This is a genomic window from Aquisalimonas asiatica, assembly GCF_900110585.1.
Classification (GTDB): domain Bacteria; phylum Pseudomonadota; class Gammaproteobacteria; order Nitrococcales; family Aquisalimonadaceae; genus Aquisalimonas; species Aquisalimonas asiatica.
In genome coordinates, this window is sequence record NZ_FOEG01000004.1 from 129,395 (window position 1) to 149,085 (window position 19,691).

Here is a 19,691-nt window from a genome sequence, read left to right on the forward strand (position 1 = left end):
CCGTGCCCGGCCTTACGGCGCGGCGAACTCGGCCACCACCGGGGCGTGATCCGAGGGGCGCTCCCAGCGTCGGGGCTCCACGTCCACCCGGCTGGCGGTGCACTGGGCGGCAAGGGCGGGGCTGGCCAGCACCAGGTCGATGCGCAGGCCGCGATTGCGCCGGAAGTTGTTCATGCGGTAGTCCCACCATGAGAACACCTGCTCGTCCTGCGGGAAGCGGCGGAAGGTGTCTTCCAGGCCCAGGTCGGTGAGCGCCTTCAGCGCGGCGTGCTCCGGCTCGCTGAAGAGAATCTTGCCCCGCCACTCCTCCGGGTCGTGCACGTCGGCGTCGGCGGGGGCGATGTTGAAATCCCCCACCACGGCGAGGCGTGGATGGCGCGCCATCTCGTCGGCGATCCAGTCCCGCAGCCGGGCCAGCCAGTCCAGCTTGTAGGCGTACTTCTCGCTGCCCACCTCCGAGCCGTTGGGCACGTAGAGGTTGATGAAGCGCAGATCGCCGATGGTGCCCGCCATGACGCGGCGCTGCGGGTCGTCCACGCCGGGGATGTCGGTGACGGTCTCGCTGATGGGCGCCCTGGCCAGCACGGCGACGCCGTTGTAGGTCTTCTGGCCGGCGTAGACCACCTCGTAGCCCGCCTCGCGGATGGCCGTTTCCGGGAAGTTCTCGTCCGTGAGCTTGGTCTCCTGCAGGCCCACCACGTCCGGCTGTTCGGTCTCCAGCCAGTGGAGCACGTGGGGCAGGCGCACTTTCAGGGAGTTGACGTTCCAGGAGGCGAGTTTCATTCAGCCCTCCCAGTCCAGCTTGGCGCGGATCTCGGCGGCCACGGCCTTGAGCTCCTCCGGGTCCGCCTGGTCCTTGCCATGGCTGCGGCGATCCTGGCCCTCCCAGCGGGGGATGATGTGCTGGTGGTAGTGAAACACGGTCTGCCCGGCAGCTTCCCCGTTGAACTGGGTCAGGGCGATGCCGTGGGGCTGGATGGCCGCCTGGATGGCCTGCGCCACGTCCTGCACCGACGCGATGAAGGTCTGTAGCAGATCCGTGGGCATCTCCAGCAGGTTGGCGTGGTGCGCCTTGGGGATCACCAGCGTGTGGCCACGGGACGAGGGAAAGGCGTCCATGAACGCCACCACGTGATCGGTCTGGCCGACGATGGCGGCCGGGATCTCGCCGGCGACAATCTTGCAGAAGATACAGTTCGGGTCGGTGGGGTAGTCGCCCATTGTTCGGTCTCCATGTTTTATGCGTTCGTTGAGTGGTGCCCGGGATGGTGGACCTTCAGGTCCACCACCAGCCTCACGCCATCACGCCGCCAGCCCGCTGTGCCGCAACAATGCGTCCACGCTCGGCTCCCGCCCCCGGAACGCCTTGTACAGCGTCATCAGATCCTCGGAGCCGCCCTTCTCCAGGATGTGCACCAGGAAATCCCGCCCGGCGGTCTCGCTGAATACGCCCTCGTCCTCGAACCGGGAGTAAGCGTCCGCCGAGAGCACTTCGGCCCACTTGTAGCTGTAGTAGCCCGCCGCATAGCCCCCCGCGAAGATGTGCATGAAGCCGTGCGGGAAGCGGTGCCACTCGGGTGGACGGACCACGGCGGTCTGGTCGCGCACGGCTTCCAGGGTCTCCAGGATGCGCGGGCCGGCGACCGGGTCGTGCTCCAGGTGCAGGCGGAAGTCGAACAGGGAGAACTCCAGCTGCCGGACCATGGCCATGGCCGACTGGAAGTTCTTCGCCGCGCGCATGCGCTGGAACAGGTCATCGGGGATGGGGTCGCCGGTCTCGTGGTGGGCGGCGAACAGGTCCAGGGCCTCCCGCTCCCAGCACCAGTTCTCCATGAACTGGCTGGGCAGCTCCACCGCATCCCAGGGCACCCCGTGGATGCCGGAGACTGACGCCGCGCCCACGCGCGTGAGCATGTGATGCAGGCCGTGGCCGAACTCGTGGAACAGCGTCTCCACTTCCTGATGGGTCAGCAGGGCCGGCTGGTTGCCCACGGGCGGGGCGAAGTTGCAGGTGAGAAAGGCCACGGCGGTCTGGATGCCGTCACCGGTGTCGCGGCGCACCTTGCACTCGGCCATCCAGGCGCCGCTGCGCTTGCCGGTGCGGGCGTAGAGGTCGGTGAAGAACCGCCCGCGCACGCTGCCGTCGCTGTCCAGGATCTCGAAGAACTGGACGTCCGGATGCCAGGTGTCCGCGGCCCGGGTGTTCTCCCGGATGTGCACGCCGTAGAGCCGTTCCACCACCTGGAACAGCCCGTCGATCACCTGCTGCGCCGGGAAATAGGGGCGCAGATCCTCCTGGGAGATGGCGTAGCGGGACTGCCGCAGTTGCTCGGAGGCGAAGGTGACGTCCCACGGCTGCAGGTCGTCCAGGCCCAGCTCGTCCCGGGCGAAGGTCTGCAGCTCCTGGAACTCCCGCTCGGCCACGGGGCGCGCCTTCTGCGCCAGGTCGGTGAGAAAGCCGGTGACGGCGTCGGTGCTCTCCGCCATCTTGGTTGCCAGCGACAGCTCGGCGTAGTTGTCGTAACCCAGAAGCTGCGCCTTTTCGTGCCGCAGGGCGAGGATTTCGTCCATGATGGCGCTGTTGTCCCACTGGCCCGCGTGCGGCCCCTGGTCCGAGGCGCGGGTGCCGAAAGCCTCGTAGACCTCCCGGCGCAGATCCCGGTCGCGGCAGTGGGTGAGAATGGCGAAGACGCTGGGGAAGTCCAGGCCGATGCGGTAGCCACTCTCGCCCTGTTGTTCGGCAGCCTGGGCCAGCATGGCGATGTTGGAGTCGGGCAGGCCGTCCAGGCGCTCGGCGCTGTCGAGCTGCTTGCTCCAGGCGTTGGTGGCGTCCAGGACGTTCTCCTGGAAACGGGCCCCGAGCTCCGAGAGGCGGCTGGCGATCTCCCGGTAGCGGGTCTTCTGCGCCTCGGGCAGGTCGACGCCCGCCAGGCGGAAATCGCGCAGGGCGTTGTCCACGGTGCGCTGCTGGTCGGCGGAGAGCGTCTGGAAGTCGTCCCGATCGCGGATCTGCTGGAACGCCTGGAACAGCCGGACGTTCTGGCCGAGCTCGGTGGAGTACGCCGAGAGCTTGGGCAGGCAGGCGTTGTAGGCCTCGCGCAGGCCTTCGCTGTCCATCACGCCATGCAGATGGGTCACGGGCGACCAGGCACGGCTCAGGGTGTCGTCCAGGGCCTCCACCGGCCGCACGAGATTGTCCCAGGTGAACGGGCCGTCCTGATCGAGCAGCGCCTCCAGCCGCGCGCGGTTATCCGCGAGGATGTGGTCGATGGCCGGCTCGACGTGCTCCGGCTCGATTGCGGAGAACGCGGGCAGGTCGGTGTTGGCCAGCAGCGGGTTGGTCATGATGTCGGGGCTCCACCTGTCTTGGCTTTACGGAGCCCCATTATGGACCGGGAGCGGCGTTAGGTGTGAGGGTGGGTGTCGCCCCGACCGCCAGGCTTGCGGAACTCCGGGGCCAGGGCGAAACACCAGATACTGAGGCCAGCCAACGGGACCCCGAGCACCAGGTATCCGTTGAATAGCAGCCACGTGGCCATTATCGCCAGGCACAGGCCAACGAGGATAACCAGGCGGCCTCCGTATTGACCCGAGTCCGCCAGGTTGTGTGCTTGTTCAGGAGGGGCGGCAGGCTGCATCGAAGCGCTTGCTTTACGGGGCGCCATGACGGGACGGAAGCCGTCGCCGGCAGGGGCTGTTGGTCGCTTGCCATCTTTGAGGACTTGCACGAGCTCTTCGACGTGCGCGTCATCGAGCAGCTGCTTCCGCAGCCGGAACTTGCCGCCCTGGTCGACGTGGATGGTGATGCGGGTGTTGTCTTCGTCGATCCTGGTGATCTGGTCCAGGCGTATGATGTGCGGTGATCGCACCGGCGACTCCAGGATCGAGAGCGTGTCGTCATACAGGCAGACAACCGGCCGTTTCCGCGCGGCGATGCAAATACCGACCCTCAATATTCCGAGTCCCAGGAACAGGCTGCCCAGGTAGGGTAGAGTCCCCAGGGCGAAGAGCAGGGCGCCAATGCTGAGCGTGATGATGGCCACGGTGGTATCGATGTCCGATTCGAGGGGGTAGGCCCTGGTTGGCGTGTCCTCCCGTTCCGCACCGGGTTGGTCCATCTGGACGCGGGTCCAGACCGCCACGGCCCCGGCGATCCCGACCATGGCGAGCGGCAGGACGGTGAAGCTGGAGAGACCCGAGATGATGGCGCCAACCCTGGGGTAGCCGGCCAGGATGATGGCGACGCCCACAAACAGCCCCGCGGCCGTTGCCTGTACACCCTGAAGCACGCCCACAGGGGCTGCGGCAACCCGGCGATCAAGGGCTCCCGTCTCGAACATGTAGCCGAGCCAGATGATGACCAGGGCGTGGATGACCATCGCGGTGAGCAGAAAGCCGTTCAGATAGCGTGATCCGGGCAGCCAGCCGACGGGTGCGCTGGCTCCGGCATTCGCTTCCGTGTCCAGTCCTTCCTGGGAGTGCTTTTGGTCTTCGGCTGGTTGCATCGTTCTCTCCCGTGTCCCGGGCTCGGGGAGGAGCAACGACGCACGCGCGGTGGGGCCGCCGCGGCGAGTGACTCTCTTCCCTGAGTCGGGCTGGTGTCCGTTCCGGTCTGTGTGCTCAAGGCACCGAGACCGCGTTTGTTTCGTCCGGGTCCTCTCCCGGGTGCAGGCGTGTCACGCCTTGGAGCCGTCGCCTGCGTCGGCCGTTGGCAGCTCGCCATCCTTGAGGACCCGCATGAGTTCTTCGACATGCGCTTCGTCCAGTAGCTTCTTGGCCAGCGGGAGCTTGTCGGGCTTGTCGCCCCGGTCGATGTGGATGGTGATGCGCGAGTCGTCTTCGTCGACGCCGGTGATCTGATCGAAGCGAATGACCTCCGGCTGTCGGACCGGGGTAGGCAGGATCGTGAGCGCATCACCGTACAAGCAGATGAATGGCCGTTTCGATGCGGCGATGCTCATGCCGACCAGCATGGTTCCGAGGCCTACCAGCAGACTACTGAAGTAGGCCATGCTCCCCTCAAAGAAGAGCAGAGCGCCGATGCTGAGCATGATGACGGCAATGGTGCCGTCAGTGTCAGTTTTTCGGGAGTAGATTCTGGTTGGCGTGTCCGCCCGTCCTTGACCGGATCGCTCCGCCCGGGCCTGGAACCAGACCGCCATGGCTCCGGCAATTCCCACCATGGCGATGGGCATGACGGTGAAGCTGGAGAGACCCGAGATGATGGCGCCAATTCTGGGGTAGCCGGCCAGGATGATGGCGACGCCCACAAACAGCCCCGCGGCCGTTGCCTGTACACCCTGAAGCACGCCCTCCGGGATTGCGGCAACCCGATGATCAAGGGCTCCCGTCTCGAACATGTAGCCGAACAATATGATGACCAGGGCGTGGATGCCCATCGCGGTGAGCAGAAAGCCGTTCAGATAGCGTGATCCGGGCAGCCAGCCGACGGGTGCGCTGGCTCCGGCATTCGCTTCCGTGTCCAGTCCTTCCTGGGAGTGCTTTTGGTCTTCGGCTGGTTGCATCGTTCTCTCCCGTGTCCCGGGCTCGGGGAGGAGCAACGACGCACGCGCGGTGGGGCCGCCGCGGCGAGTGACTCTCTTCCCTGAGTCGGGTTGGTGTCCGTTCCGGTCTGTGTGCTCAAGGCACCGTTACCGAATGCGTTCCGTGTGTCCATTCGGTAACGGTGCCGAGATTAGGCCACAGGGTATTTCGGGGTCAATGCCGCGTGGCAAATGCGGCTCCGATGGAGCAGTGGCCGGCCGCGGCCATGCTATCGTGTGCGGGTTCGTGACAATCCGGTGATGAGGAGCTGCTTCAGATGTCCACGCACTTCGACTGCATTGCCATCGGCGGCGGCAGTGGCGGCCTGGCGGCCGCGCGCCGTGCCGCGTCCCACGGTGCCCGGGCGGCCGTGATCGAGAGCGACCGCCTCGGTGGCACCTGTGTGAATGTCGGCTGCGTGCCGAAGAAGGTCATGTGGAATGCCGCCCATACCCGCGAGGTGGTGGAGCGCGCGCCGGACTTCGGCTTCGACGTGGCGCTGAACGGCTTCGACTGGGACACGCTGGTTGCCCGCCGCGCCGCCTACATCGAGCGGCTCAACGGCATCTACGGCCGCAACCTGGACAAGGACGGCGTGACGCTGATCGAGGGGCACGCCCGGTTCGTGGATGCGCGCACCGTGGAGGTGAACGGCACGCGCTACACCGCGGATCACTTCATCATCGCCACCGGTGGCCGCCCCTCCTGGCCGGGTGTGCCCGGAGCGGAGCTTGGTATCGACTCCGACGGCTTCTTCGAGCTGGGTACCCAGCCCCGGCGCGCGGCCGTGGTGGGTGCCGGTTACATTGCCGTGGAGCTGGCCGGCGTGCTTGCCGGCCTGGGCACGGAAACCACCCTGCTGGTCCGCCGACATGCCCCGCTGCGTAATTTCGACGAGCTAATCCAGGAGGGGCTGCAGGAGGCCCTGCCCGAGCACGGGGTGAATCTGGTGACCGAATTCACGCCGGCCGCAGTGGAGCGAGGCGCGGACGGCACGCTGACCCTGCGCGCCGAGGACGGCCGCAGCGTGGACGGCCTGGATACGGTCGTCTGGGCGGTGGGCCGCCACGCCAACACCGACGATCTGGGCCTGGATGCCGCGGGTGTGGCGATGGACGATGCCGGGCAGGTTCCGGTGAACGAATGGCAGGAGAGCAATGTCAGCGGTATCTACTCGCTGGGGGATGTCACCGGCCGCATTCCACTGACGCCGGTTGCCATTGCCACCGGACGCCGCCTGGCGGACCGCCTGTTCGGTGGCCAGCACGACCGGCGCATGGACTTCGAGAACGTGCCGACCGTGGTGTTCAGCCACCCGCCCATCGGCACGGTGGGCCTGACGGAGGCTGAAGCGCAACAGCAGTATGGTGACGCGGTCACCTGTTTCAGCACGCGGTTCGTCGCCATGGATTACGCGCTCTCCGAGCAGAAACCGCGTACCCGCATGAAGCTGGTCACCGTGGGTGAGGAGCAGCGCGTGGTCGGCTGCCACGTCATCGGTGTCGGCGCCGACGAGATGCTGCAGGGGTTCGCCGTGGCCGTCCGGATGGGCGCGACCAAACGCGACTTCGACGAGACCGTGGCGATTCATCCCACCAGCGCGGAAGAAATGGTCACCATGACCTGAAGAGGATCACCATGATTCGCACATTCGAGTCGTACCACCCGAAGATCGCCCACAGCGCCTGGGTCGATGCCACCGCCCTGGTCATCGGCGACGTGGAGCTGGCCGAGGATGTCTCGGTCTGGCCCATGACCGTGGTGCGCGGTGACGTGCACTACATCCGCGTGGGGCCACGCTCCAACATCCAGGATGGCGCGGTGGTGCATGTGGCCCACGCCGGTGATTACAGCCCGGGCTATCCCACCATCATCGGTGCCGATGTGACCGTGGGCCACAAGGCGATCGTGCACGCCTGCACGGTGGAGGACGCCTGCCTGATCGGCATGGCGGCCACCATCATGGACGGTGCGGTGCTGGGCAGTGAGAGCATTCTCGGTGCCGGATCACTGGTGCCGCCGGGCAAAGAGCTACCCGGCGGCCATCTTTACGTGGGCAGCCCGGCCAAGGCGGTGCGGGAACTCACTGACGAGGAGCGGGAATTCCTACGGTATTCGGCGCGCAACTACGTTTCGGTCAAGAACCGGCACCGGGCGTCATCGTGAGCCCCGGCCGAGGATCAGCGAGACCAGGAACAGGATGATGAAGAAGATGAACAGCACCTGGGCGATCCAGGCGGCGGTGCCGGCGATGCCGGAGAAACCGAGAACCGCCGCGATAATGGCGACGACGAGGAACGTGAGGGACCATGACAGCATTGGGTGACTCCGTTTTGTAATCAAGCGGGCTTCCCGGCGGACCGTTCATCAAAGATAACCGCGGATAAACGCCTGTCAATGCGCGTCATACCCCAACAGGAGGCCATGTGGCACGTGCACCGCTGGATATTGCCGGCGTAACCATCGCTCCCGGTGGGCGGGAGACGGTGGAACTCCCCGCCGGACAGCTCTACACCCACACGCCGGTCAACATTCCCCTGCAGGTCGTCCACGGCCGTCGGGCCGGGCCGTGCCTGGTGGTCACCGCCGCTGTCCACGGCGACGAGATCAACGGTGCCGAGATCATTCGGCGGCTGTTGCGCCAGCAGATGCTGAGCCGCATGGCCGGGACGCTGATCGCCGTGCCCGTGGTGAACGTGCTGGCCTTCACGGCCCGCTCCCGTTACCTGCCGGACCGGCGCGACCTCAACCGCAGCTTCCCCGGCAGCGAGTCAGGCTCCATGGCCTCGCGTCTTGCCTATCTGGTGCGCACGGAGGTGCTTGCGCGGGCAAGCCACGTGATCGATCTGCACACGGCGGCCATCCACCGGGAGAACCTGCCCCAGGTGCGCGCCGACCTGGACAACCCCGAGGACGAAGCTCTGGCGCGGGCCTTCGGTCTGCCGGTAGTGATCGACTCGCCACTGATCGAGGGCAGCCTGCGCAGCGCTGCGCGCGAGGCGGGCGTGCCGGTGGTGACTTATGAAGGCGGCGAGGCCCTGCGCTTCGACGAAACGGCGATCCGCGCGGGGTTGCAGGGTGTGATCCGCGTCATGCGACATCTGGGCATGCTGCCGCCCTCGCGGCGTCGGCGGCCGACACCGGAGCCGCAGTACGTCTCCGATGCCAGTAGCTGGATGCGGGCGGGGCAGGACGGGCTGTTCCGGGCGTCCGTGGCGCTGGGCGCCCGCGTCGCCGAAGGGCAGCCACTGGGCTGGATCTCGGATCCGTTCGGGGGGTCCCAGCAACCGGTGGAGGCGGCATTTCCGGGGCTGGTGATCGGGCGCGCCAACCTGCCCCTGGTCCACGAAGGTGAGGCGCTGTTCCATGTTGCCCGATTCGATCACGTGGGGCGGGTGCACCGGGACATGGAGCGGTTCAGCGAATCACTGGAGCAGGGCGAGGAGTGGAGCGAGGAGCCGCCGATCGTGTGACGGTGGGGCGGTTGCGGTGGGGCGCAGCATCCGGGAGCTCCGGCACTTCGCCTAACTTTTCTCCCTGGAGGGAGAAAAGTTTCCGTGGCTATGCCCTGGTCGGTTTACAGCACATCCCTGTGCTGTAAACCGATGGCCGCGTCCCTGCGGCCACCCTTCGGGCCGGGCGGGCTCCGCCCCGGAGCTGCGTGAATCGCTCCCGGATGCAGCGCCCCACCGCAACGAGCGCGTCACGACCGGTGACGAGCTCCGTACAACAGCAACCCTCCGCCCACCAGCAGCACCGGCGCGCCGATCACCAGGATGTACCACTCCGGCGTGCGGCTGGAGCGCAGATTGTAGGCGCTGCCCGCCACGATCCAGGGCGTCGCGTCATCCGTCAGCACCCACGCCACCGGGGCGTCGAGCTGGCCCTCGCGCGCCGGCATCGGCAGCCAGTCCGGCTCCGGCTCTAGGCTGTCGTCGGCGAGCGGTGCGCGCCAGACGCCATCGTCACTGCCCGCGTACAACCGGTCCGCGTCATGGGCCAGAGTCAGGACCCGGCGGTCCCCCAGCAGTCCCCCCACCTGCTGCCACTCGCTCATGGGTTCCTGCTGCCGGAATAGCCCCTCGTCGGTGCCTGCCAGCAGCGTGCCGTCGGGGAGGGTGTGGAAGCTCAGCACCTTGATGTCCGCCGGCAGGCCGTCATTGTCCGCGACCCAGTCGTCGGCCCCGGGCCAGAGGAGATGCACTCCCGCCTCGATGCTGCCGCTGCGCACGAGCACATCCCCGTTGTCCTGCGGCGTGACCATCACCCGGTACACCGTCGCCTCCGCATCGGGGCGGCCCAGCTCGCTCCAGTCGCCGTCCGGACTCCGACGCCATACGCCCCTGTTGTCGGCGGCGACCAGCGTGTCGTCGGCCTGTGCCAGATGGCTGATGCGCCCCTCTGGCGCCTGCTCGCCCGTCAGCGCTGTCCAGCCGTCGTCGTCCAGGGTGAGAATGCCGCGCGTGGTGCCGGCCAGCAGCGGGCCGTCGCCGCCCAGCAGCACGGTGCTGCGCGCTTCCTCCGGCAGCGAGGGGAGTTCCTCCCAGTCACCCTGTCGCCGTTGCCACACGGTGCCATCCTGGTGGGCCAGCGTGAGATGCTCCTGCCACCAGGCCATGGCAGTGAGGTGGGCGCCGCGCCTGGGGTCGTCCGCCTGCCAGCTCGGTTCCGTCGGATAGCGTGCGATGGCGAACAGGGCCACCAGCGCGGTTACGATCATCACGACTGCCAGGGTTCTACGCGACATGCCGTCCTCGTCGGGTTGCTCCGGTCGTCAGGGTCCGCCTGATCAATGCAGACTGCTTTGTAGCATTTTCTTGCAGGGCTTTGTGATGTAAGCACTTTTTCTTTTCCTTGTCAGCCGCTAACCTTGGGTTCTGACATGTATGGGGGACATCGCATGAAATCAGCGTGGGCGGTCGCCTGCACGGGCCTGGTGGTGCTTGGCGCAGCCTGGCCCGCGTTCGTTAGCGGCGATGAGCCGGCGCCGGCCCTGTCGGAGGCCGACTGCCGCACGTTGCTGGCGCTCCATGGAGAGCTGCTCGCGGAAGAGGTGGACGCCGATGCCGACGCGCGACTGGCGGTCGAGGAGGCGATCATCGATCGCCCCGGCTGCGGCGAGACGCAAGGGCGGTTACTGGATGCGCGCAGCGGCGAGGGCGTGAACCCGTTCGATCCGCGCGAACCCGCCGGATTCGGGCTTCCGGAGGATGCGGAGGAGGACCAGTGAGCCGCCTCCTGCTGGTATTGCTGCTCGGGTTCGCGACCGCGCTGCACGCCGGGCAGCGTTCCCAGGACCCCATTGGCGAGCGGGAGGACATGGGCTCGCTGCCCTCCGTGGAGCGTCAGCAGCTGGAAGACTGGTTGCAGGCGCTGGCGGCCTCCTGGAACACACCCCGTCTGAGCGACTACCTGGATCCGGATCTCCCGGACCGGCAGCGGCTCCTGGGCGCCATCGAGGATCAGGTGCCCCCGGACGCCGAGCTGCGCGTGCTCTCGGTCGGGCCGGTACGTGTGCTGGACGAGGATCGCGCACCGGGGATGATCACGCGGGTCGTGCGTGTCTCGGTGCGTTTGCAAGTGCAGGGCTCCGCCGACAACGGCGGACTGGAAAGGCGGGAAAGCCGACAGAATCTGGTGGTTCGATGGACCCGACGGGTACCCGAATAAAAACCGTGCGCATACTGTGGGTGTTGTTGCTGCTTCCGGCGTTGGCGTTCGCCGAAGAGGAGCAGTCCCGCGATGGCGACTGGCGGCTGCGTGGCGACACCACCGCGCGCATGGAGTACTACGACATCTCGGGTGACCGCGAGCTGGGCACCTATGCCGAGGACGGTCTGCAGGCCTACCAGGATCTCAACCTGGGCCTCACCCGCGGTGGCGATGGCGAGCCACTCTGGGATATCGACTTCTCCGGCGTGGTCAGCGGCTCCGACTACCGGACCGACGCTCACGGTGCACGGGTCGAGTACCTCCGCCTGCACCACGAGAATGCCACATCCCCCGTGCCGTACCGGGTCGATCTGGGTGACCAGCAGGCCTATTTCAGCCGCCTCAGCCTTGACCGCGACGTACGTGGCGCACGGGTGGAGATGCAGCCGGAGCTTGGCCGGGCCGAGCACTCACTGGTCTGGTTGTCCGGGGGGTATCGGCGGGACTGGTACGAAGCGGACGAGACCCGGCAGCCGCACCTGGTGGAGCCGGAGGGTGATTACCATGGCGCCTCCTGGCTGGTGACCGACCCACTGCTCGGCGACTGGTCCCTGAACGTGGTCCACCACGACGAAGTGGCGTTCACGGGTGAGGAGCATCGTCATCTGGTCACCAGCCTGGCCGGTGGCTGGGGTCTGGAGGTCCTGCGCCAGGACCTGGACGCACAGGCGGAGCTGGCGCGGCTGGAAGGGCACGCCTGGTCCGGCGTCGAGGACGATTCCGTTCGCGCGGTGGATGACCGGGGCTGGCGCGCCAGTCTCGACGGTGAGGACCGCCTGTTGCCCCTGCCGCTGGACTACAGCCTGCGTTATGAGCGCTATGGCGCCGATTTCCAGCCCGCCGGCACGGAAGTGGTGGGCGACAGCCGCGCCCTGGCGGCCGCCGCCGGCCTGCAGCTCACGGAGCGGGCCACCCTGAGCGGGCGTCTCAATCGGTACCGGGACGACGCCGCCACCGCCAATCCGATCCGCATCGACGAGCACGGCATGGAGGTGGCTGTGCCGTTCGGGATCGGGCCGGTGCACACGAACCACCGCGTGGATGTTCTCCACCGGGAGCGCGCCGACCGTGTTGGCGGTATCGACCAGCTCACCCGGCGCGCCACCTGGGATCTGGAACTGCCGGTGACCGATTCCCAGGAGACACGCATGAACCTCTACTGGCTGAACCTGGATGACCGCGCCGGTGGCCGGTTCGCGCGCACCGAGCGCCGGGCCAGTCTCGCCCACAGTGCCGGCTTCCGCGTGGGGGATCTGGATGTGAGCGCGGCGCCAGGGGTGGCCTACCGCACCCGCGAAGGGTATCTGGAGCAGCACACCGTACATCCCACCCTGTCCCTGGCGGCGGCGGGCGCGCTCCACGAGCTCGGTGTGTCGCTGGGTTACCGGACGCTGGAGCGTCCCGGTCTGACGACCCCCGACGTGGATGAATACCAGTTGTCCATGGACTGGCGCTATCGCATGAACCGCCACCAGTTCGGCCTGGAATACGAGCACCAGCTCGTGGAGCCCCACGAACAGGAGGAGCATCTGGATCTCTGGCGTGCCGGTGCCTTCTGGCGCTACGACTTCTCCGGAGGCGGGTGAGCGGCAACCGGCCGACCCCAGCCGGCGGTTGCCTGCCCTGATGGGGCGTTCTACAGTGCGCTGACGCTTTGGACCATCTGGAGTATGCGCACGCATGCGAGACTGGCAAGGTCAGGCGGCGCCCGAGCCGCCACCGCAGCAACAGCCACCCCGCCGGGTCGCAGGCCCATCCCTGTTGCCCCCGGTCGTCCTGACCCTGTTGATCGCCAACGGCGTGGTCTTTCTCGCACAGGGGGTGATGGGCGACTGGCTTCTGGCCAGGTTCGCGCTCTGGCCCCTGGGCACGCCGGACGCCATGATGACCACCATGGGCATGGCGCCGCACCCGGGCTTCCAGCCCTGGCAGCTGCTCAGCTACGGATTCCTTCACGGCGGCACCTTTCACCTGCTGGTGAACATGTTCGCCCTGTGGATGTTCGGCGTGGCGCTGGAGAACCTCTGGGGGTCGCGCCGGTTCGCCTTCTACTTCCTGTTCTGCGTGATCGGCGCCGGTCTCATCCAGCTGGTGGTGGCCACCAACGCCGCCGCCGATGGCAGCGTTTACCCGACCGTGGGCGCCTCCGGTGGCGTGTTCGGCATCCTGCTCGGTTTCGGCATGATGTTCCCGAACCAGCGCATCATGCTGCTGATCCCGCCGATCCCCATGAAGGCGAAGTACTTCGTGATCGCCTATGGCGCCTTCGAGCTCTGGGCGGGCATCACCGGCACCCTGGCCGGCATTGCCCACTTCGCCCACCTGGGCGGCATGGTGTTTGGCCTGCTGCTCATCCTCTACTGGCGTTACACCGGCAGCTTCCTCCGCCGGCCACCGGGACCCATGTAGGACCCGGCACCGGGGGCCCGCCCCTCACCTTTGGTGGACCTGAAGGTCCACCCTACGAGGCCACGCCACGAGGCCGCGGACCGGGGAACGCCGGCAACATCGGCAGGCGTAGGGTGGACCTTCAGGTCCACCATCCCCGCCACGGCTCTTCAATCCGCATCACGTTTGGTGGACCTTCAGGTCCACCCTACGCGTGACGCTGCGCACGCCGTTCCTGCACGCGTTCCGCGGCGTTCTCCAGCAGCGAGTACGCCGCCGGGATCACCGCCAGGGTCAACAGCATGGACGAGATCATGCCGCTGATGATGGCCACGGCCAGCGGGCCCTGGGTCTCGGCCCCGGCACCGGCGCCGATGGCCGCGGGCAGCATGGCCAGGATCAGCGTCAGCGACGTCATCAGAATGGGGCGCAGGCGGATGGGACAGGCGGCCGCCAGGGCCTCGTCCACGGTCATGCCCTGCTTGACCCGGTACTGATTGGTGAGATCCACCAGCAGGATGCCGTTCTTGGTGACCAGCCCCACCAGCAGCACCAGCCCGATCATCGAGTAGATGTTCAGGGTGTGCCCGAACAGCCACAGGCCGACGATGCCGCCGATCATGGCCAGGGGCAGCGCCGCGAGAATGATGAAGGGCTGCAGGAACGAGTTGAACTGGCTGCCCAGCACCATGTAGACCAGCAGGATCGCCACCACGAACACGAAGAGGATGGCTGCTGCCGTACGCTCGAACTCCTCGGCTTCACCCACCAGGTTCAGGGAGTAGCCGAGCGGCATGATCTCCTCGGCCTCGCTCTCCACCAGATCCACCGCTTCGGCCAGGGGCACGGAGGGGTTGGAGTAGAACTGGGCGGCGTACTGCAGCTCATAGCGCCCGATGACCGATGGCCCCTGCGCCGGTTCGAAATCGGCCAGGGTGTCGAGCCGGATCATGTCGCCGTTGTCCGATCGCAGGTACAGCTTCGACAGGTCCTCGGGGGTCTGCAGCGCGCCCTCGCGCGCCTTGAGGCGGACGTCGTAGCGTTCGCCGTCGCCCGGGTCGTCGTTGTAGCGGGCCACGTCGATGCCGCCGGCCAGCACGTTGGCGGCGCGGGTGACGTCGAAGGTGGTGATGCCCAGGGTACGGGCACGTTCCCGGTCGACGTTCAGCACCAGCTCCGGCTGATCCAGATCCAGCTCCAGATCCAGGGTGTCGATTTCGTCCATGGAGCGCAGGCGCCCCTCCAGCTCCCGGGCCAGGTCGGCGACTTCGTCCAGCTCCGGGCCGCTGATGTTGAACTGCAGGGGCTCGCCCCGCTGCCCGCCGATCAGCGGCACCGACGACGCGAACGCCTGTACGCCGCTGATCTTGGCCAGCTCGCCCTGTACCTGGGCGGTGATCTCCTGTTGCGAGAGCTCGCGCTCGTCGCGAGGGTCCAGGCGCACGAACGAGATACCGTCGTTGACCTGCCCCTGATCACCGAGCCCGATGGCGGTGAAGTAGGAGTAGATGCCCTCCTGGTTGCCGAGCACCTCCTCGACGGCCTGCAGCTTCTCGTCGGTGTAGTCGATGCTGGAGCCCAGTGGGGTCTGGATGCTGACCAGGAACTGCCCCTCGTCCTCTTCAGGGGCGAATTCCCCGCCGAGCTGACCGAGCAGACTGCCCGCGGCGACCGTGACCACTACCACGATGCCCAGCGTGATCCAGCGGAAGCGCAGCACCTTCGCCAGCAGCCAGCGGTACCCGGACTCCATGCCCCGGAAGGCGCGCTCCAGCACGTTGTACACCTTGCCGTGCTCCTTCGGCACTGACAGGAAGCGGGAGCAGAGCATGGGCGTCAGGGTGAGGGCGACGATGCTGGAGGCGAGCACCCCCATGGCCACCACCACGGCGAACGACTCGAAGAACCGGCCGATGATCCCTTCCATGAACAGCACGGGCAGGAAGATGGATATCAGCGACAGGGTCGTGGCGATGATGGCGAAGAAGACCTCGTTGGAGCCGACGATGGCCCCTTCCACCGGATCCTCTATGCCTTCCTCCCGGTGTCGGAATATGTTCTCCAGCACCACGATGGCGTCGTCCACCACCACGCCGATGAGCAGCAGCATCGCCAGCATGGTGAGCGAGTTCAGGGTGTAGCCGAACGCGAAGATGGTGGCGATCACCGCCGCCAGGGCCACCGGGATCGACAGCGTCACGATCAGCGTCGAGCGCAGGTTCTTGAGGAACAGCCACAGCACGAACGCCGCGAACAGAATCCCCAGCCCGATGGTCTGGTAGAGGGTGTCGATCATCTCCAGGATGAACACGGACTGGTCGGAGGAGATGTTGACTTCCATGCCCGGCGGCAGCTGCGGCCGGATCTCCGTCTCCAGACGCTCCTTGACCTCGTCGATGATGGCCACGGTGTTGGTGCCGGAGACCTTGACCACGCCGAGGCCGACCGTGGGTTCGCCGTTGAAGCGCGCCAGGGCACGCGGGTCTTCCAGGCCGTCGACGATCTCGGCCACGTCGCTGAGCCGGATCAGCGCCCCGTCCTGAGAGGCGACGATGAGCTCCTCAAGGGCTTCCGGCTGGTTGTACTCCATGTCCAGCTTCAGCAGCCGCTCGGTACGCTCGGCTACCAGAAAGCCGCCGGGGAGCTGGAAGTGCTCCATCTCGATGGCGTTGACCAGGTCGGTGACCGTGAGGCCGTACGCGGCCAGCCGGTCCGGCTCCACTTCGATGCGGATGTTGCGCTCCAGGCCGCCACCGATCTGGATCTCGCCGACGCCGTTGATGTTCTCGATCTGCGGCCGGACCACGTTGCGGGCGTAGGTGCCGAGCTGCTGCAGGGTGCGGTCGCCCTGCACGCTCAGCCACATGATGGCCTGGGCGTCGGTCTCCACCTTCTGCACGATGGGGTCTTCGGCGTCGTCGGGAAGCTGGTCGCGGATCTCGTTGATCTTGGCCTGGACTTCGTTGAAGGCGACGTCGATGTCCACGTCCAGGTCGAACGTTACCGTGACGATGGATGTGCCGGGGCTGGAGGAGGACTGGATGTAGTCGATGCCCGGGACGGTGTTTACCGCCCGCTCCACCTCCGAGGTGATGGAGGCGTCGATGATGCCCGGGTCCGCGCCCGGCTGGGCCACCACCACGTTGACCACCGGGAAGTCGATGTTGGGGATGCGGTCGGTGCCCACTTCCTGGTAGCCGATGTAGCCGAACAGCACCAGTACGGCGCTGATCATCACGGCGAGGACATGCCGCCGTATGGATAGCTCAGGCAGCGTCATGGGGGTTACTCCTCGTCCGTGCGGATTGCGGCTTCATCCGAGAGGAAACCGGCGCCGTCGACGGCGATCACCTCGCCCTCGTCGAGACCGTTGCGGATCTCGGTCCGGTCCGAGCCGCGGCGGCCGACCTCCACGGTGCGCTCATGGGCGGTGTTGTCCTCGATCACGTAGACCACCTCGCCGGAGGGGCGCTGGATGATGGCATCGTTCGGGACGGTGACGCTCTCGCGCTGCTCGACCAGCACCACGGCGTTCACGCTGCCGCCCTGGCGCCATCCACCCGGGTTCTCCACGTTGACGATGGCCTCGAAGGTGCGGCTCTGCTCCGCCAGGCCCGGACGCAGCTCCGAGATGCTGCCGTCCACGTCGCCACCCGCCACGGGTGCGCGGAGCTGGACCGGCTGGCCCACCTCCAGGCGCTGGGCCACGGTCTCCGGGAAGGGCAGGCGGATGCGCAGGAGATCCTGGCTGACAACGGTCAGCATGGGCTCACCGGGTGACGTGTAGTCCCCCTCGGAGACCATGCGCTCGTCAATGGCGCCGTCCACCGGGGCGCGGATGGTGGTGTTGCGCAGGTCCCGCTCGGCGTTGCTCACCTGGGCGCGGGCGCCTTCCAGGTCCCCCTCCAGGGATTCCACCTCACCTTCAATGGCGTCGAACTCGGACTGGGTGACGTAGCCGTCCTCCAGCAGCTCCTCGCTGCGCTCCAGCTCCCGGCGCTGGGTCCGGAGGCTGACTTCCAGCCGGCGGACATCGGTCCGCGCCTGGGCCAGGGCCAGTTCGTAGGGTTCCGGATCGATCTCCACCAGGGTGTCGCCGCGCGCGACCTCGTCGCCTTCCTCGATGTGGATGACCTGGATCTGGCCGGAGACCTCGGCGGTGATGGACGGCGCGGTCTTGCTGGTCAGACGGCCAATGGTGCGCTCCGTGTCGTTGACGGTGCTGATCGATGCGTCTTCGGTGGTGATCAGGACACCGTCGTTGCCGGCGTCGCCGTCTTCCGCGGCGTCATCGTCGTTGCTGCAGCCGGCCAGGGCGAACAGGCCGAGGAAGAGGAGCAGGCTCAGTTTACGGGCCATGTCGGGTTTCCCATGCTGTGTTGGTTCGAATTCAGTCGGTCCTGTCGTTCTGGCACGTCAGGCCGGGATGGAGCAGGGCCATGATCTCGGCGCAATAGCGGTCCGGGTCGCAGCGCTCGCCGGCGTCATCGAGGCGTGGCAGGACGTCGCGCAACTGGAAGTACATGAAGGCACTGCCGAGCAGTGTCAGGGTCAGTGCGAGTGTCGAGTCCGGTGTTGCCGTGTGGGCATGCTGCTTTTGCCGTGCTTCGGCCATGGTCTGCAGCAGGTCGTTCATGCCCTCGGTGATGGTGTCTTCCGCACGCCGGCGCTGGGGGTTGCCGGCGGAGTTGAGCATCTGGCGGAGGAACAGGTTTACCGAGGAAGGGTCCCGCAGCATGGTCCGGAGGTCATCGCGCAGGAAACGCTCGAGACGGTCCCGCAGCGGCAGCTCGTGGTCAGCCAGGTCCACCAGCAGCCCGTCGAAGGTCAGTCGCGAGTCCTCGAGCACGGCGTCGTAGAGTGCGGCCTTGTTGCGGAAGTGATGAAAGACGTTGGCCTTGCTGACGTCCGCGCGTGCGGCGATATCGCGAATGGACACGCCTTCAAAGCCGCGTTCCGTGAACAGCAGCCGTGCTGCCGTCAGTATCCGCTTTGCGGCTTCCGTGCGCGTCGAGGTGTGGCCAGGGCTGATCTGCTGGGACACGTGTGCTCCCTCTCGGTATGACCGGGCACGCACCCGCCTGGAGCCAGGCCTGGCGGGAGGGGCGGTGCATTGGCATGAGGCTGACCGGTCGGTCGGACACCCGACTCTATCGGCGTTGCCCCGGTGATGCAAGTCGGGCACGGGCGACAGGGGGGCGTGGTGGCTCAGCCGCCGGCGGCGACGCCTGCCGCCAGCAACAGAACAGCCACCACGGCGGCAGTGGCGTGCAGCAGGATCAGGGGCAGCATCACGGGCTCGTTGCGGCCGCGGACGGCGAGTGTGAACAGGCCGCCGATGACCGCCAGCAGGAAGACGAAAAAGGCGCTATTGAGCAGCAGGTTCTCCGGTCCGGTGAACACGCGAAGGCCGAGCACCACCAGTGCCGTGAGCGCCGTGCAGGCGTGCGCGTAGCCCAGGGCCACCGACGGGCGACCCAGCCGAACCCCGCGCCACAGCGTGGTGATGCCCAGCGCCATGGCCATGATGAAGAGACTCAGACTGATGCCCGCCATGGGTTGTTGGTTCCCCGGTTGTCCATGCTGGCGGCACATTACCACGGTCGCCCCGGCGGGCCCACGGCATCGCTGCAACTCCCGGGGGAGAACAGGGTCTGTTCCGGTGGGGACGGCATTTCCGAGGCGCCGGTCAGGGATCGGCGGGGAGGCTCAGATGTGGACGCGACGATTGGGAGCGGTGGCAATCGCCATCGCCTGCCTTGGCGGACCGGCCGCGGCCGATACGCCGCCGGAGGAGTGGGAGTACGCCATGGAGCGCCAGCTCCTGCCCGACCGGGTGCGGCTCCTCATTGATGGCGAAACCGCGCTGGAGGGGCACATGCGTTTCGTCGGCGATCGCCCGCAGGCACGGGTGGAGGGAGACTTCCGGGGTCATGCGCTGGATGTGCGGTGCCGCCGCAATCCGCTGGTCCACGCCCTGAACTGTTTCGTGCGTGTGGACGGCGAGGTGCGCAGTAATCACGTGGTCGTGCAGTAGGATCACCCGC

The 19,691-nt window shown here is 67.1% G+C and carries 19 protein-coding genes; 8 read left to right on the plus strand and 11 right to left on the minus strand.

The annotated features are described in order from the left end of the window. Positions 1–12: 12 nt before the first annotated feature. From xth to BMZ02_RS10500, 5 genes are all read right to left on the minus strand, one after another. Positions 13–783 carry an exodeoxyribonuclease III gene (xth, locus tag BMZ02_RS10480; protein ID WP_091643288.1) on the minus strand — a complete coding sequence of 257 codons (771 nt, stop codon included), beginning with the start codon at positions 781–783 and terminating at the stop codon, positions 13–15. After that, positions 784–1,221, minus strand: a complete 438-nt coding sequence (locus BMZ02_RS10485; protein ID WP_091643290.1) for an HIT family protein — start codon at positions 1,219–1,221, stop codon at positions 784–786. It abuts the gene before it with no gap. A gap of 81 nt (positions 1,222–1,302) precedes the next feature. Further along, positions 1,303–3,345: an oligopeptidase A gene (prlC, locus tag BMZ02_RS10490; protein ID WP_091643292.1), complete on the minus strand. Its 2,043-nt coding sequence runs from the start codon at positions 3,343–3,345 to the stop codon at positions 1,303–1,305. Positions 3,346–3,404: 59 nt separating this feature from the next. Next, the gene (locus tag BMZ02_RS10495) at positions 3,405–4,505 is read right to left on the minus strand and encodes a hypothetical protein (protein WP_091643294.1); all 1,101 of its coding nucleotides are present in this window, start codon (positions 4,503–4,505) and stop codon (positions 3,405–3,407) included. A 171-nt stretch (positions 4,506–4,676) separates the two neighbouring features. Further along, positions 4,677–5,525 carry a hypothetical protein gene (locus tag BMZ02_RS10500; RefSeq protein WP_091643296.1) on the minus strand — a complete coding sequence of 283 codons (849 nt, stop codon included), beginning with the start codon at positions 5,523–5,525 and terminating at the stop codon, positions 4,677–4,679. Positions 5,526–5,821: 296 nt separating this feature from the next. Here BMZ02_RS10500 and gorA point away from each other — a divergent pair, with 296 nt between their 5' ends. Continuing rightward, the gene (gene gorA / locus BMZ02_RS10505) at positions 5,822–7,171 is read left to right on the plus strand and encodes a glutathione-disulfide reductase (protein WP_091643299.1); all 1,350 of its coding nucleotides are present in this window, start codon (positions 5,822–5,824) and stop codon (positions 7,169–7,171) included. A gap of 11 nt (positions 7,172–7,182) precedes the next feature. Continuing rightward, complete coding sequence (locus BMZ02_RS10510) at positions 7,183–7,710, plus strand: gamma carbonic anhydrase family protein (protein WP_091643302.1); 528 nt, start codon at positions 7,183–7,185, stop codon at positions 7,708–7,710. Here BMZ02_RS10510 and BMZ02_RS10515 read toward each other — a convergent pair. Beyond that, a complete protein-coding gene (locus tag BMZ02_RS10515) occupies positions 7,702–7,863 on the minus strand; it encodes a DUF1328 domain-containing protein (RefSeq protein ID WP_091643305.1) in 162 nt (53 codons plus the stop codon). The genes BMZ02_RS10510 and BMZ02_RS10515 overlap by 9 nt on opposite strands. 107 nt (positions 7,864–7,970) lie before the next feature. On the opposite strand from BMZ02_RS10515, the gene BMZ02_RS10520 reads away from it, so the two are divergent. After that, positions 7,971–9,017 (plus strand): succinylglutamate desuccinylase/aspartoacylase family protein, encoded by a 1,047-nt coding sequence (locus BMZ02_RS10520; RefSeq protein ID WP_091643308.1) that lies wholly within the window; start codon positions 7,971–7,973, stop codon positions 9,015–9,017. A gap of 230 nt (positions 9,018–9,247) precedes the next feature. Here the strand turns inward: BMZ02_RS10520 and BMZ02_RS10525 are convergent, their stop codons facing one another. Next, a complete protein-coding gene (locus tag BMZ02_RS10525; protein ID WP_139209199.1) occupies positions 9,248–10,291 on the minus strand; it encodes a hypothetical protein in 1,044 nt (347 codons plus the stop codon). 153 nt (positions 10,292–10,444) lie between these two features. On the opposite strand from BMZ02_RS10525, the gene BMZ02_RS10530 reads away from it, so the two are divergent. The 4 genes from BMZ02_RS10530 to BMZ02_RS10545 all read left to right on the plus strand — a co-directional run bounded on the left by BMZ02_RS10530 (position 10,445) and on the right by BMZ02_RS10545 (position 13,665). Next, positions 10,445–10,774 carry a hypothetical protein gene (locus BMZ02_RS10530; protein ID WP_091643313.1) on the plus strand — a complete coding sequence of 110 codons (330 nt, stop codon included), beginning with the start codon at positions 10,445–10,447 and terminating at the stop codon, positions 10,772–10,774. Then, positions 10,771–11,214, plus strand: a complete 444-nt coding sequence (locus BMZ02_RS10535; RefSeq protein ID WP_091643316.1) for a hypothetical protein — start codon at positions 10,771–10,773, stop codon at positions 11,212–11,214. Before BMZ02_RS10530 ends, BMZ02_RS10535 begins: the two co-directional genes overlap by 4 nt. Next, positions 11,190–12,842 carry a hypothetical protein gene (locus BMZ02_RS10540; protein WP_139209200.1) on the plus strand — a complete coding sequence of 551 codons (1,653 nt, stop codon included), beginning with the start codon at positions 11,190–11,192 and terminating at the stop codon, positions 12,840–12,842. Before BMZ02_RS10535 ends, BMZ02_RS10540 begins: the two co-directional genes overlap by 25 nt. Positions 12,843–13,014: 172 nt before the next feature. After that, positions 13,015–13,665 (plus strand): rhomboid family intramembrane serine protease, encoded by a 651-nt coding sequence (locus BMZ02_RS10545; protein WP_245754024.1) that lies wholly within the window; start codon positions 13,015–13,017, stop codon positions 13,663–13,665. A 187-nt stretch (positions 13,666–13,852) separates the two neighbouring features. Here BMZ02_RS10545 and BMZ02_RS10550 read toward each other — a convergent pair whose 3' ends face one another. The 4 genes from BMZ02_RS10550 to BMZ02_RS10565 form a co-directional block, all read right to left on the minus strand. Continuing rightward, positions 13,853–16,924 (minus strand): efflux RND transporter permease subunit, encoded by a 3,072-nt coding sequence (locus BMZ02_RS10550; RefSeq protein WP_091643324.1) that lies wholly within the window; start codon positions 16,922–16,924, stop codon positions 13,853–13,855. Between the two features lie 5 nt (positions 16,925–16,929). Beyond that, positions 16,930–18,003 carry an efflux RND transporter periplasmic adaptor subunit gene (locus BMZ02_RS10555; RefSeq protein WP_091643328.1) on the minus strand — a complete coding sequence of 358 codons (1,074 nt, stop codon included), beginning with the start codon at positions 18,001–18,003 and terminating at the stop codon, positions 16,930–16,932. Positions 18,004–18,034: 31 nt separating this feature from the next. Then, positions 18,035–18,688, minus strand: coding sequence for a TetR/AcrR family transcriptional regulator (locus tag BMZ02_RS10560; protein ID WP_171909894.1), 654 nt, complete (start codon positions 18,686–18,688; stop codon positions 18,035–18,037). Between the two features lie 164 nt (positions 18,689–18,852). Beyond that, entirely contained in the window at positions 18,853–19,200 is a 348-nt protein-coding gene (locus BMZ02_RS10565) for a hypothetical protein (RefSeq protein ID WP_091643332.1), read from the minus strand. Positions 19,201–19,357: 157 nt separating this feature from the next. Between BMZ02_RS10565 and BMZ02_RS10570 the strand changes: the two genes are divergently transcribed. Further along, on the plus strand, positions 19,358–19,681 hold the full coding sequence (locus tag BMZ02_RS10570; protein WP_139209201.1) for a hypothetical protein: 324 nt from the start codon (positions 19,358–19,360) through the stop codon (positions 19,679–19,681). Positions 19,682–19,691: the final 10 nt, after the last annotated feature.